This is a genomic window from Haladaptatus sp. SPP-AMP-3, assembly GCF_049568665.1.
GTDB classification, from domain to species: Archaea; Halobacteriota; Halobacteria; order Halobacteriales; family Haladaptataceae; genus Haladaptatus; species Haladaptatus paucihalophilus.
The window spans coordinates 195,205-208,382 of record NZ_CP145898.1; the positions used below are offsets into that span (position 1 = coordinate 195,205).

Below are 13,178 nucleotides of genomic sequence, written 5' to 3' on the forward strand. Positions count from 1 at the left end.
CGACCGCTATAGCGGACTTCTCCCGTATACTCCGTTTCCTCCAATCGCGTCCGAGATGACCGCCGATTCAGCTTTTCGAAGGAGTTCCCCGGCCGTGCTGTGGGCACAGTCGAGCGCCGCGGCCACGTCGTCGACGCTTCCCGTCCGCGGAACGTCGTAGTATCCCGCATCGAGGGCCGCCACGAGCGCCCGCCGTTGTCGCTCGGTTATGGACGGGACGGGTCGATGCGGATGAAACGTCTGGAGCCGTTCGATTCGAACGGACAAGAGCGCCGCAACGTCACTGTACAGCGCGCTCAAAGCGGCTTGTTCGCCGACCGCAGTGAACCGGAGTTCGCCGGTATCGAAAAAGGAGAGCGGGGGAACGAACGCGACCCGAGTCCCCGAGATGAGTGCGAGCACCTCGGAACCGAACTCGTACTCCGACCGTTCGACGAACGCGTACGTCCCTTCGTCACCCGGAACGAGGTAAGCGTCGCTCACGCTCTCGACCCGACCGAGGAGCGACGCGACGGCGGATTCGTCGCCGTCGAACCACGAGAGCGTCGGGACGCCGAGTAGTGGTCCCCAAACGAGGAGATCGACGCGCGAAATCGAATCGTCCTCCATCACCTGCCGGTGCGTCTGCTGGGCGGTTTCGACCGTGTAGGAGACGGTCATCGAAACCTGCTTCATGCGCTTACTCCCGTGAGCATATGATGAACCGTACTCATCCGTCAGTATAAATACTACAACCGGAGCACAACCGTTCTGCCAGAGATGAGCGGGTCCGCACCGAATCGAGACCGGGAATCGAACGCCGAAATCGGAAACGAACGGACGGTCGGGGTCCACGGTGGGCGAACGGTTCGCTACGCCGAGTACGGTGACCCGGCCGGAGTCCCCGCAATTTTCTTCCACGGAACGCCGGGGTCGCGCGTTCTCGGAGCGGTGTTCGACGGACATGCGCGCCGACACGGGGTCCGACTGCTCGCCCCCGACAGGCCGGGATACGGGCGTTCGTCGCCGAACCCGTCCCGCGGTTCGACCGATGTAGTGGCCGACGTAACCGCCGTCCTGGACCGCGCCGAGGTCGAACACACCGCAGTCGTCGGATTTTCGGGCGGCGCACGCTACGCACTCTCGCTCGCGGCGACGGAATCGTCACGCGTGACGGACGTCCACCTCGTCTCCGGTGCGACGCCGCCGTCGCTCCGGGAACGGACGCCGGGGGTACAGAAACTCCTCGGTACCCTCGCGCGCACGACGCCGCGGCTGTTGACGGCCCTGTTTCGCGGCCAACGCTGGGTCGCAAAACGCGCGTCTCCCGACTTCGTTCTCGCCCAATACACGACGGACGGCGCGGCCCCGATTCCGAGGGACGTCGCGGAAATCGTCCGGCGGGACTTCATCGAGGCGTTCGAAACGACGCGGAGCGGCGCGGTCACCGAGTGCCGGCGGTTCGCCGAGGCGTGGGACGTTCGCTTCGAGGAGATAGACGACGGCGTTCGATTGTGGCACGGCCGACGCGATACGAACGCGCCCGTCGATTCGGTTCGACGGCTATCCGAACGACTACCGGACGGGGAACTGACCATCTTCGAGAATCAGGACCACCTCGGCGCGTTGGTCCGGAGCCGCGACTCGATACTTCGAACGGTCGCCGAAAACGGATAGCGCCGTCGAACCTGCACGACCGACCAGACGACGACGGTCGGACCGGTGCCCATCCGACGGGCGCCTCAGTAGGTTTCCGAGGGGTCGGCGGGACCGCTGAAGACGGAGTACACCACGCCGAAGTACACCGCGACTATCGGTAGGATGAACGCCGCGGCGACGGTCAGCATCGTGAGCGGCAGGTCCGAGACGACGCCCTCCTGTACCGTCAGCCCGACCGCGGGGTCGATGGCGGGATAGAGGAGGTTCCCGACGAACGCGACCAGCGCGTACGGGAGGAACGCGGCCGCCGCGAACGCCGCGCGGTGCCGGTCCGCCCTGCTGGCGAGGACGACGCCCGCGACCAGCGCGACAGAGACGACGACGGCCACCAGCGAGAGCGGCGACAGCAGCGCCCCGTGAAGGTCCGAACGCGTCGCCGCGAGGTAGCCGATGACGACGACGACCAGCGCGAGGTACGCGAGCGCGGCGCGACCGCTGTAGTCCGACATCTCGTCGCGGAGCGTTCCGCGCGTCTTCAGCCCGAGGAACGCCGCCCCCTCGACGAGCGTGAGCGCGACGACGGTCAGCCCGAACGCGAGCGAGGGAACGGACACGATGGTCGATGCGCCGAGCACCCAGTTGGCGGCGAACATGCCGAGCAGGAACGGTGACAACGCGCTGCCGACGATGAACGACCGACCCCACCACCGCTTCCAGCGGTCGTCCGACCGCTGTTCGTACAGTTCGGGCGCGATACCGCGGAGGATGAGCGCCCCGAGGATGGCGAACATCAGGAGATAGTGGCGGCTGAACAGCCCGGCGTACGCCGCCGGGAAGACGGCGAACAACGCCCCCCCGAACACGACGAGCCACACCTCGTTGCCGTCCCATATCGGCCCGATGGCGGCCAGCAGCGTCTCGCGCTCCTCCTCGTCGTCGCGGGTGGCGAACAACAACCCGACGCCGAAGTCGAATCCGTCCAGGAAGAGGAACGTCCCGAGCAGGACGAACACGAGCGCGAACCAGAGCACCGCGAGATCAATCATCCGCGGCCACCTCGCTTCCGGGAGCCTCCCGCTGTGCGCGTTCGATTTCGGGCGCTCCACCGCGGATTATCCGACGGATGACGTACACGTACACGACCAGCAGGGCTGTGTACACCGCGACGAACCCGAGCAGCGTCAGGGTCGCTTCGGTGCTGGAAAGTCCCGGCGAGACGCCCGCGCTCGTCTTCATCACGCCCTGTACGACCCACGGTTGGCGACCGACCTCGGTGACGACCCAGCCGGTTTCGACGGCGAAGAACCCGAGCAGCGACGTCCAGACGAACGCCCTGTGGAGGAGTCCGTCCTCGAACAGTTCGCCCGTCCGCCAGCGGTAGCCGCCCCAGAACGCGAGGAGCATGAACCAAAAGCCCATGGCGACCATCAACCGGAACGACCAGAAGACGATGGCCACCGGGGGCGACCCCTCGAACTCGTTCAGGCCGACGATTTCGGCCTGCGCGTCGCCGCCGCTGGCGAGCCACGACGCTCCGCCCGGAATCCCGATGCCGAAGATGTCCTTCGCGCGGGGATTGAGGATGTCGTTCAACGACGTCGGGAAGGCGACGATGTACTCGGGGACGTAGGTTGCGGTGTCCCAAACCGCCTCCATCGCGGCGAACTTCTGGGGTTGCGTCACCGAGACGTGGCGGGCGTACGCGTCGCCGTGAAGCACCTGCAGCGGGGCGGTGATGATGAGCGCGACGAGCGCGATTTTGAGCGTCGCGCGCCAAAAGCGGTCGTCGTCGGTTCGCGCGCTTCGAATGTGATAGGCCGCGATACCCGCCATGAGCAGCGCGACGGAAAGCACGGCCGCGTTTTGCATGTGCACGAACATCCACGGGAACCGCGGGTTGGCGTAGGCGGCGATGGGGTCCACGAGGGTGACGATGGGGTTGCCGTTCCGCATGGCGACCTCGAACCCGCGCGGCGTCTGCATCCACGAGTTCGCCACCAGAATCCACACCGCGGAAAGCCATGTTCCCAATCCGACCAGAACAGACGAGAGGAGATACAGTCTGTCAGAAACCCGCTCGCGGCCGAAGACGAAGATTCCGAGGAACGTCGCTTCGAGGAAGAACGCCATCATCCCCTCGACGGCCAGCGGTCCCCCGAACAGTTCCCCCGTCGTCGCCGCGAACGCCGCGAAGTTCGTCCCGAACTCGAACTCCAACACCAGTCCGGTGACGGTACCGACGACGAAGCTCACCGCGAATATCCGAACCCAGAACCGCCGTAGCTGCTCGTAAATGGCCTCGCCCGTCCGTACCTCCTTCCACGTGAAATAGACGAGGAACGGCGCGAGACCCATACTCACCACTGGAAACACGATATGTACGATAGTCGTCAGCGCGAACTGGAGACGGCTTGCGGTTGTTGGGTCGAGCATACTCACTCCTGCTCCGAGCTTAGTGTGACATTCGCTTTAGAACGCGGATGATTCCCATCCCACGATAATCAGATGCCGAGAATTAGAACTGTTACGGCCGACGAACTGTTCGGACCAGTATGATTTTGAGCGTCGATAGCGTCCGTTCTAGGGTAAATGTACGAGCGAATCCTGCTTCCAACGGACGGGAGCGTGTCCACTGACAAGGCGGTCGAACAAGCGCTCAATCTCTCGGACGCCTACGACGCGAGCCTACACGTCCTGTCGGTCGTCGACCGAACCATCGTCCCGCCGGACGTTCGGTCCGACATCCTCTACGACGAACTCGAGGACGAGTGCGCCGACGCGGTTTCGGACGTCGAAGCCGCGGCGAACGAGGCGGGTGTGGACGTGGAAACGACGGTACTCCGCGGGACGCCACACCGCGTGATTCTGGACTACGCCGACGATAACGACATCGACTGCATCGTGATGGGAACGCACGGCCGCCGCGGTCTCGACCGATACCTCCTCGGCAGCGTCACCGAAAAGGTCGTCCGCCTGTCGGAGGTCCCGGTCCTGACGGTTCGGATGAACGAGGAGGAGTGAAACGAGGGCCGAAGCCGAACGGTGAAAACCCCCGGATACGGTATAATTTGGCATTTCAGGCGGTTAAGACCGGATTTCGCGTCATAGACTTTTGTCGGATGACGCCGTAGACGTGTGCGGGTAGATGAGAAAATGATTGACACGCTAACAGACACGGGCGGATGAACGTTCTCGAAAGCGTTCGAATCAGTTGGCGAAACATCCGCGAACACAAACTCCGCTCGACGCTGACGACGCTCGGCGTCATCATCGGCGTGGCGGCGGTCATCACCTTCGTCACGCTCGGCGCGAGTTTGCAGGCGGATATCGTCAACACGGTCGCCGGCGGCAACGCGGCGACCATGTACGTCTCGGCGGAGTCGCCGAGTCAGAGCGGGATTCCGAACTTCGGGAGTAGCGGCGGACAAACGATTTTCACCGAGCACGACCTCGGCGGGATTCGGTCGCTCGAAGGCGTCGAAGCGGCCGTCCCGGAGAGCGGTATCGCCGCCTCCACGGTGGCGTTCAACAACTCGACGGTCGGTCGGCAGTGGGTCGTCGTCACCTCCCCGCCCTACTTCGACGTGAAAAACCAGCAATTCGTCTCGGGCGGGTCGTTCCGGAGCGGGGAGCGCGAAGTGGTCCTGAACCGCCCCGCCGCGCGGATGTTCAGCGGCGGAAACGTCTCCGTCGGGGACAACATCACCGTCACGCGCGCCGTCAACGGGGAGGAGATCAACGCGACGGTGACGGGCATCGTCGAACCGTCCGACGAAACCACGTTGGGCATCAGCAGCGGCCCGACCCCGCGAATCTTCGCGCCGACGGACCCCTTCTACCAGCGGACGGTGAACAGCCCGTCGGCGGACCGCAACCAGCGCGTGTACGGGCGGATACTCGTCCTCGCGGACAACCCCGGCCAAGTGGACGCGGTGCAGGGACGCGTCTACACGTATCTGGGTGAGCGCTCGGACGCGAGCGAACTGAAATCGGAGAACTACAAGTTCAAGGTGACGACGCAGGAGGAACTGGTCAGTCAGGTCAAACGGGTCAGCGACACGTTCACGGCGTACATCTCCGGCATCGCCCTCATCTCACTCATCGTCGGAGCCATCGGCATCGCCAACATCATGCTGGTGAGCGTGACCGAGCGGACCCGCGAAATCGGCATCATGAAAGCCGTCGGTGCGCAGAACACCGACGTCCTCCAGTTGTTCCTGTTCGAGGCGGTGTTGCTCGGCCTGTTCGGGTCGGCGCTGGGCGCGCTCGTCGGCTTCGGTGGCGGCTACGTCGCGGCCCAACTCATCGGACTCCCCCTCGCGTTCAGGGCGGAGTGGTTCGGCATTGCCGTCGTGGTCGGCGTCATCGTCGGGGTGCTCGCGGGACTCTATCCGGCGTGGGACGCGTCCCACACGAACCCCATCGACGCGCTCCGGTACGAGTGACGGTCGCGGAACCTCTCGGACGGGGGAACGGTTCCGTGAACTGTTTCGACCGTTTCAAATCGGGGACGACGGAGCGAACTCGTTTGGACGGTCCGCCCCGAAATCGACGCGCTCACAACCTCGTGTTACTGCCGGTGGAATTCACACCTACCCTCGCTCCGCGGTCAGTATTCGTTGCTATCCCGCCGATAGCCACTGGATAACAAAGAGTGAATCCTGCGATAGTTCCGTCCGAACGAGAACAGTGCCGCTGCCAACCTCGGAGCGGCCGCTTCCCCCAACACAACCATGGCTAGTCATCAGACGGATTCGAAGACGGCGCAGGAATCGAGAGGACTGAGTTACGAACTGCCATGGCTCGTCCCCGCGCTCATCGCCGGAGTGTGCGTCCTCTATCTCTACGTCGGAAGCCACCCCTACCCGTCCTTCGGTGCGGGGCTGTACCTCCACATCGCCGAGGAGATTCAGAAAAACGGCTACGTCCTTCCGAAGACGATTCCGGGCTACACGCCCGACGGCGTGCCCTTCGCGTATCCGCCGTTCATGTTCTACATCCTGGCCGTCATCCTCGACGTGACGCAACTCGGCGCGTTCACCATCGCCAGATACCTTCCCGGCCTCGTCTCGGTCGCATACCTCGTCCCGCTGTACTTCCTCGCGCGGGACCTGTTCGGGTCGCGGCCACAGGCCTCGCTCGCCACGCTCATCGTCGCCGTCAGCCCCCCGGTGCTCCAATGGCACATCTCGGCCGGGGGCATCGTCCGCGCCCCCGCGATGTTGTTCTCGCTGACTGGAATCTACGCCGGGTTGCACCTCTTTCGGAACCACGACCGCCGGTGGCTCGTGCCCGCGCTCGTCACCTTCGCGCTGACGGTGCTGACGCATCCGATGTACACCATCTTCTTCGTCATCAGCTTTCTCGTGCTCTACGTCCGGTTTGACCGGTCGGTACGCGGGCTCGCCTACGGGCTGGTCGTCGGTCTCGGCGGGATAGTGCTCACAGCTCCGTGGTGGCTGTCGGTCGTCTCGATGCACGGAACCGCCGTGTTCAGCGGGGCCGCGGGAACCCACGGCGGGCTCGGCGGTGCCATTCCGGCGCTGCAGGGACTGTTACGCCAGCAGCTCAACGAACCGCCGTTCCTGTCGGTGTGGCACCTGCTTCCGGCGATCGGGTGCCTCTGGCTCGTGCGGCGGCGCGAGTACTTCCTCCCCGCGTGGTTGGTCGTCATCACGGCGGCGATGGACGAGGCGCGTTTCGTGTTCCTCATCGGCGCGCTCATCACCGCGCGGTTCGTCTTCGACGGCATTTTCCGGTGGGTCAAGGAGACCTCTTCGTCCGCCGGACGGAACGAAATCGTCACGTTCTCCGTGGTGTTGCTGGCGACCATCGGCCTCAGCGGCGGGATGTTGTACGCGATGGGTGGGATGAACGCCCACGCCGGGAGTCCGTCCCTCCCGCAGTTCGTCAACGACAACGACGTCGAGGCGATGACGTGGGCGGGCGAGCACACCGACCCGTCCGCACAGTTTCTGGTGCTCGGCGACGCAGCGGAGTGGTTCCCACAGCAGACGGACAGAACCATCGCCATCGGGCCGTGGGGCGTCGAGTGGAAGGGTCACGAGCAGTACCAGTATCAACTCCATCAGTTCCGCGAGTTATCGCGGTGTCACAGTGCTAACTGTCTGACGACGGAACTGATGCGGATGCAGGTACACCCGCAGTACATCTACGTTCCGAAGGAGACCTACACGATTCGCGGGATGCACCACTACCAACCGCCGGAGATGATGTCGACGATGCTCTCGTCGCCGCAGTATCACCTCGCGTTCGAGAACGACGAGGTGGCGATATTCACGATGTCCGAGGGGTGGTATCCGTCGGGACCGGGGACGAGCGGGCCGATGCCCATCTGAGGGGAATGAGTTCGAGCGCGGCCGTCGAATCCGTCCCGAAAACAGCCGTGAGAGATAAGTCACGGCCGCGTGTATCGACCATTCGGACGAATTTATTCACGAGAGAGTTACTTATGTCAGGACAATCACCATCCCCGGAAAAACTCCGCGTCGGCGTCATCGGCGGCGGATTTATCGGAACGACCGTCGGACGCGCCTTCGAGGAGGACCCCCGCTCGACGGTCGTCGCCCTCGCCGACGTGAACGATGTGGCACGAGCGGAGGCCGGAAACGCGCTCTACGTCGGACAGGGGTCCCAGTACGAGCAGTACGAGGCGATGCTGGATGCCGAGGAGTTGGACGCGGTGCTCGTCGGGACGCCACACGTCTTCCACTACGAACAGGTAACGGCCGCGCTCGACCGCGGGTTGCACGTGCTCTGTGACAAACCGCTCACGACCGACCGCGAGAAAGCGCGCGAACTCGCGGAGCGAGCGGAGACGAGCGACCAGGTGCTGATGGTCGGCTATCAACGCCACCTGAACGAGGCGTTCGTCGAGGCGCGCGAGCGGTGGGACGACTCGGAACTGACGCCGCGGTTCATCAGCGCCGAAATCACGCAGGACTGGATTTCCCGGTTCGAGGACACGTGGCGGACCGACCCCGACCTCTCGGGCGGCGGCAACCTCTACGACACCGGAAGCCACCTCGTGGACGCCGTTCTCTGGACGACGGGGCTGACGCCGACGTCGGTGCAGGCGGAGATGGAGTTCGCCGACGAGGACGACCGCGTGGACGAGCGCGCACAGCTCACGGTCGCGTTCGAGAACGGTGCCTCGGCCAGCATCTCGGTGTTCAGCGATGCGCCGTGCGTCCGCGAACACATCCACGTCTGGGACGACGAAGGGGCCGTGTACCTCGAAGGACGACAGTGGGAACCCCGGCAGTTAACCGAGATTCGGGAGGACAGCACGACGGTCTCGCCCTACATCGACCAGCAACGGAGCGAGGACAAGGCGGCCGTATTCATCGACTGCATCGAGAGCGGGAAGACGCCGCCCGCGACGGCCCGCGACGCGTTCGCCGTGACCGCGCTCACCGAAGCGGCCTACGAGTCCGCGCGAAACGGCGAGCGCGTGACGGGTTCGCTCGACTGACCCCCGAGGCGGTACCGGAAGAAGCGTTCGTAGCCACCTTCGGTACTTTCCGTTCGGGTCAGGTCCACCCGAGACCGTCCACGACGTGCTTGCCGCCGATGAGGATGAGCGCGCCGCCGGCGAGGAGCACGAATTTCAGCGGTTCGTTCGTCGTTTCGGGTTCGAGAAATCCATCGCTCGGGGACCCCGGGGGTACGTACGCCGTCACCGAGACGTCCGTCTCGTACCCATCGATGACCGACCGGGCCTTCGATTTCGTATCGTAGCTCGGCGTGATAGTGGCGGGATAGATGTTGTGCGCGGTGTAGGACTCGCCGCGGTAGCGATAGTCGAACGTGACCGTCGGCTTGTAGTCAGGGCTGCTACGACGCCTCGAAATACGTTCGACGCCCGTATCGGTGATGGTGGCGTTCACCGTCACTGCATCGGCCACGGCGTCGGATTGTTGCGTGTAGTCGTAGACGCCGTAGCCCGCGACGGCGATGCCGACGACCAACAGTAACGCCCCGAAGTGGGTACGGTCGAACGTGTTCAACGCGGTGGAGAGTTTCGAATCTGGGGACACGACCGGACGTGACAACCAAAAGATGATAGTTTTTACGCACTAGCCGTTGGCGTACATCGCCGCATCCGTCCGCTTTTTGACGGTTCGCTACCGACCAACGAGCGAATGAGAACCCGAGTGTCCGGTCGGTTTTCGCGCGCCGCCGACTACGACACGCTCCTGTTGACGGCCGGACTCTGGTTTCTCGCGAAGTTCCTGCGGTACGCGCTTCCGGCGCTGTTTCCCACCTTTCGAACCCAGTTCGGCGTCTCGAACGCGTTCCTCGGGACGGTGTTCACGGCCACGATGCTCGGCTACTCGCTCATGCAGTTTCCCAGCGGCGTCCTCGCCGACCGGTTCGGCGCGGTGTGGGTCATCGCGGCGGGTGCCGCGGTCACCGCCGGAGGGGCGCTGGTGCTCGGGGTCGCCGCGCCGCTCGCGGTGCTCGTCGGCGGTATGCTCCTCGTCGGTGTGGGGACGGGCATCCACAAGACGGTCTCGATTCGGTTGCTCTCTCGGGTGTACCCGACGAGGACCGGTCGGGCGCTCGGCCTGCTCGACACGCTCGGGGCGTTCGGCGGCGTGGCCGCACCCGCGGCCGTCGTCCTCGTGACCGACGCCGGAAACTGGCACGCGCTCTTTCTCGCGGGTGCCGTGGCGGGGTTCGCGCTCGGCGTCGGCGTCCTCGCGTACGTCCCACGGCGGTCGTCGGACGCCGAGGACGATGGTGAGGGTGACGACTCCGCCGGTGGAGACGATTCCGCGAACCCGCTCGCGTTTCGGCGGTATCTCGACCTCTTTCGAAGCCGTCGGTTCACGGTATTCGTCGGCGTGACCATCTGTTTCAGCTTCGCGTACAACGGCGTCGTCGCGTTCCTCCCGCTCTATCTCACCGACCACGGGTTGTCCGAATCGGCGTCGTCGCTCGTCTACAGCGCCCTGTTCGCCGTGAGTCTGGTGCAGGTCGTTACCGGCGACCTCTCGGACAGAATCGGGCGGCTTCCGCTCGCCGTCGCCGTCCTCGCCGTGGCCGCGGGGGCGCTCGGAGCGCTCTCCCTCGCGGGAACGGCGAGCGCCCTCGTCTTCGGCGGTATCGTCGTCGCGCTCGGCGTCGGCAGTCACGGATTCCGTCCAATTCGCGGCGCGTACCTCGCGGCGACGATTCCCGACGACGTTGCCGGAGGCGGCCTCGGGTTGGTCCGCACCCTGCTGATGGGCGTCGGCGCGCTCGCCCCCGCCGTCGTCGGCGTCGTCTCCGACACGACCGGATTCGCGGCCGCGTTCGGCCTCCTCGCGGTCGTGATGTCGTGTGCGGCGCTCTTGGCCGTTCTCACCGCACTTATCGGGGAGTGAAACCGACGAGCGGGGCGAGCGGTTGCGGTCATCCCCGGACCGTTCGACCGGTCAGCCGACGTAGTGGGCGGCGACCCACGTCAACAACCCGAGCAGGACGAACGGGACAACGAGCAACAGCAGACCGAGGATGCGGTAGAGTTCGTTCGGCGGATACGGCGACGTCACGAAGAAGAGGACGAAGAAGAACCCGAGGATGACGAGCGGAACGATGTTCACCACGATGTCGAGCAGCGTCTCGCGGTCGAAGACGGAGTAGGTGGCCATCAGTCGTCACCTCCCGTGGCCTCGTCCGAACCGCCGTCAGTCAGTCCGTCGCCATCGCCGTCGCCACCGTCGGCGAGCGCGGTTTCGCGTCGGTTCTCGAACCACACCCACTCGGGCGAAAGCATGCCTTCCTCCTCCAGCGCCCACGGGTCGCCGCTTTCGACCGCCGGGCCTTCGAGCCACGACTGGGTGATGTTCCAGACGAAGATGAACTGACCGATGCCGAGGATGAACGCACCGAGCGTGGCGACCTGGTGCCATGTCGTGAACTGCGGGAGATAGGTCGCGTACCGGCGGGGCATGCCGCCGTAGCCGAGGAACAGCATGGCGAAGAACGTCACGTTCGTTCCGATCATCGTCAGCCAGAAGTGCCAGTGGGCGAGCGACTTCTGGTACATCTTGCCGCTGTAAATCGGGAACCAGTAGTAGAACGCCGCGAACAGGGCGACCCCGATGGCACCCATGACGATGAAGTGGAAGTGGCCGACGACGTAGTAGGTGTCGTGGAGCACGAGGTCCACCGGAATCGAGGCGAGGAAGACGCCCGTCACGCCCCCGATGATGAAGTTCTGGATGAACCCGATGCAGAACAGCATCGGTGCCGTCAGGCGGATGTTTCCGTTCCACATCGTCGTAATCCAGTTGAAGACCTTGACGGCGCTGGGCACCGCGATGGCAAGTGACACCGCCATAAAACTGAGACGGATGCGCGGGTCGATGCCGGTGGCGAACATGTGGTGGGCCCAGACGCCGAAGGACAGGACGCCGATGGCGAGCGTCGAGTAGACGACGAACTTGAATCCGAACAGCTTTCGGCCCGCGAAGCGCGGTAGAATGAGACTGACCAACCCCATCGGTGGGAGGACGAGGATGTATACCTCCGGATGGCCGAAGAACCAGAAGAGGTGTTGCCACAGAATCGGACCGCCGCCGCCTTGCGGGGAGAAGAACGTGGTCCCGAAGTTGCGGTCGAGCAGGAGCATGATGATGGCGCTCCCGAGCAGCGGGAACGCGAACAGGATGAGCCCCGACTGCGTGACCATCGTCCACGAGAACAAATCGAGATTCTCCCACCCGATGTTCGGGCCGCGTTCGGTGAAGATGGTGGCGATGAAGTTGATGGCTCCCATCGTGGTACTGATACCCGAGAGGTGCAGACCGAGGAGCATCAGGTCCGTCGCCGGACTCGGTTGCTGAACGGAAAGTGGCGTGTACATCGTCCAACTCGTCTGTGCCGGTTGGATGCCCGACCCGATTGCCCCGAGCGGGAAGCCGATCCAAACGAGAATCGCCGCGGGCGGTAGCAACCAGAAGGCGATGGCGTTGATGCGCGGGAACGCCATGTCGTCCGCCCCGATGAGGAGCGGGATGAAGTAGTTCGCAAACGCCGCAATCATCGGCGTCCCGAACAGGAGCAACATCGTGAGGCCATGGGTCGTCATCAGAGCGTTGTACGCCTGCGCCTGAAGGAACATCGTATCTGGCGAGAGCAGTTCGGTTCGCATCAGCAGGGCGCCGATACCGCCCCACGCGAACGCGACCAACCCGTAGATGCCGTACAGGATGCCGATATCCTTGTGGTCGACGGTCGTCAGCCAACGGAGTATCCCCGAGGGCTTTTGTGCGTAGCCGACCCCCTGCTCTTCGCCGCGACCGAACCCCCCACCGGTGGGTGTGTACGACCGCCAGTCCTCGACTTGGAGAATGAAGTAGAGGACGACGAGAAGGAACCCACCCATCAGAATGGAGAGCGCCAATGATGTGGTAAGCGCTGCCATCACACAATGGTCGGCGGGGAAGGAGTAATTCGTTTCGGTAGTTTGTCATTTTTTGCGTGGCCACACGAGTTCCATCTATGACCTGAAATGTATTCGACTCGAG

The 13,178-nt window shown here is 64.3% G+C and carries 12 protein-coding genes; 6 read left to right on the forward strand and 6 right to left on the reverse strand.

What is annotated here, in order from left to right:
- Nucleotides 1-6: 6 nt before the first annotated feature.
- Complete coding sequence (locus V5735_RS17595) at nt 7-675, reverse strand: helix-turn-helix domain-containing protein (protein WP_423746062.1); 669 nt, start codon at nt 673-675, stop codon at nt 7-9.
- A gap of 84 nt (nt 676-759) precedes the next feature.
- On the opposite strand from V5735_RS17595, the gene V5735_RS17600 reads away from it, so the two are divergent.
- Nucleotides 760-1,656: an alpha/beta fold hydrolase gene (locus V5735_RS17600; protein WP_423746063.1), complete on the forward strand. Its 897-nt coding sequence runs from the start codon at nt 760-762 to the stop codon at nt 1,654-1,656.
- Between the two features lie 65 nt (nt 1,657-1,721).
- On the opposite strand, the gene cydB is transcribed toward V5735_RS17600, so the two are convergent.
- The gene (cydB, locus tag V5735_RS17605) at nt 1,722-2,684 is read right to left on the reverse strand and encodes a cytochrome d ubiquinol oxidase subunit II (RefSeq protein WP_423746064.1); all 963 of its coding nucleotides are present in this window, start codon (nt 2,682-2,684) and stop codon (nt 1,722-1,724) included.
- The gene (locus V5735_RS17610) at nt 2,677-4,071 is read right to left on the reverse strand and encodes a cytochrome ubiquinol oxidase subunit I (RefSeq protein ID WP_423746065.1); all 1,395 of its coding nucleotides are present in this window, start codon (nt 4,069-4,071) and stop codon (nt 2,677-2,679) included. The genes cydB and V5735_RS17610 overlap by 8 nt, the downstream gene beginning before the upstream one ends.
- A 156-nt stretch (nt 4,072-4,227) precedes the next feature.
- Here V5735_RS17610 and V5735_RS17615 point away from each other — a divergent pair, with 156 nt between their 5' ends.
- The 4 genes from V5735_RS17615 (at nt 4,228) to V5735_RS17630 (ending at nt 9,133) form a co-directional block, all read left to right on the forward strand.
- Nucleotides 4,228-4,659, forward strand: a complete 432-nt coding sequence (locus V5735_RS17615; RefSeq protein WP_423746066.1) for a universal stress protein — start codon at nt 4,228-4,230, stop codon at nt 4,657-4,659.
- A 161-nt stretch (nt 4,660-4,820) separates the two neighbouring features.
- Complete coding sequence (locus V5735_RS17620; RefSeq protein ID WP_423746067.1) at nt 4,821-6,083, forward strand: ABC transporter permease; 1,263 nt, start codon at nt 4,821-4,823, stop codon at nt 6,081-6,083.
- Between the two features lie 288 nt (nt 6,084-6,371).
- Nucleotides 6,372-7,997 carry an ArnT family glycosyltransferase gene (locus V5735_RS17625; protein WP_423746068.1) on the forward strand — a complete coding sequence of 542 codons (1,626 nt, stop codon included), beginning with the start codon at nt 6,372-6,374 and terminating at the stop codon, nt 7,995-7,997.
- Between the two features lie 113 nt (nt 7,998-8,110).
- Entirely contained in the window at nt 8,111-9,133 is a 1,023-nt protein-coding gene (locus V5735_RS17630; protein ID WP_423746069.1) for a Gfo/Idh/MocA family protein, read from the forward strand.
- Nucleotides 9,134-9,191: 58 nt separating this feature from the next.
- On the opposite strand, the gene V5735_RS17635 is transcribed toward V5735_RS17630, so the two are convergent.
- Entirely contained in the window at nt 9,192-9,698 is a 507-nt protein-coding gene (locus V5735_RS17635; protein ID WP_423746070.1) for a DUF3592 domain-containing protein, read from the reverse strand.
- 105 nt (nt 9,699-9,803) lie between these two features.
- Between V5735_RS17635 and V5735_RS17640 the strand changes: the two genes are divergently transcribed.
- Nucleotides 9,804-11,030 (forward strand): MFS transporter, encoded by a 1,227-nt coding sequence (locus tag V5735_RS17640; protein WP_423746071.1) that lies wholly within the window; start codon nt 9,804-9,806, stop codon nt 11,028-11,030.
- Between the two features lie 51 nt (nt 11,031-11,081).
- On the opposite strand, the gene V5735_RS17645 is transcribed toward V5735_RS17640, so the two are convergent.
- Nucleotides 11,082-11,297, reverse strand: coding sequence for a DUF6684 family protein (locus V5735_RS17645; RefSeq protein ID WP_423746072.1), 216 nt, complete (start codon nt 11,295-11,297; stop codon nt 11,082-11,084).
- Nucleotides 11,297-13,075, reverse strand: a complete 1,779-nt coding sequence (ctaD, locus tag V5735_RS17650; protein ID WP_423746073.1) for a cytochrome c oxidase subunit I — start codon at nt 13,073-13,075, stop codon at nt 11,297-11,299. The genes V5735_RS17645 and ctaD overlap by 1 nt, the downstream gene beginning before the upstream one ends.
- Between the last annotated feature and the right edge of the window lie 103 nt (nt 13,076-13,178).

Excerpts from the sequence above, each read along its gene's own strand:
- V5735_RS17615 (WP_423746066.1), top strand. The coding sequence starts at position 4,228 with ATGTACGAGCGAATCCTGCTTCCAACGGACGGGAGCGTGTCCACTGAC.
- ctaD (WP_423746073.1), bottom strand. The coding sequence starts at position 13,075 with ATGGCAGCGCTTACCACATCATTGGCGCTCTCCATTCTGATGGGTGGG.
- V5735_RS17640 (WP_423746071.1), top strand. The coding sequence starts at position 9,804 with ATGAGAACCCGAGTGTCCGGTCGGTTTTCGCGCGCCGCCGACTACGAC.
- cydB (WP_423746064.1), bottom strand. The coding sequence starts at position 2,684 with ATGATTGATCTCGCGGTGCTCTGGTTCGCGCTCGTGTTCGTCCTGCTC.
- V5735_RS17625 (WP_423746068.1), top strand. The coding sequence starts at position 6,372 with ATGGCTAGTCATCAGACGGATTCGAAGACGGCGCAGGAATCGAGAGGA.
- V5735_RS17620 (WP_423746067.1), top strand. The coding sequence starts at position 4,821 with ATGAACGTTCTCGAAAGCGTTCGAATCAGTTGGCGAAACATCCGCGAA.
- V5735_RS17610 (WP_423746065.1), bottom strand. The coding sequence starts at position 4,071 with ATGCTCGACCCAACAACCGCAAGCCGTCTCCAGTTCGCGCTGACGACT.
- V5735_RS17595 (WP_423746062.1), bottom strand. The coding sequence starts at position 675 with ATGAAGCAGGTTTCGATGACCGTCTCCTACACGGTCGAAACCGCCCAG.
- V5735_RS17630 (WP_423746069.1), top strand. The coding sequence starts at position 8,111 with ATGTCAGGACAATCACCATCCCCGGAAAAACTCCGCGTCGGCGTCATC.
- V5735_RS17600 (WP_423746063.1), top strand. The coding sequence starts at position 760 with ATGAGCGGGTCCGCACCGAATCGAGACCGGGAATCGAACGCCGAAATC.
- V5735_RS17645 (WP_423746072.1), bottom strand. The coding sequence starts at position 11,297 with ATGGCCACCTACTCCGTCTTCGACCGCGAGACGCTGCTCGACATCGTG.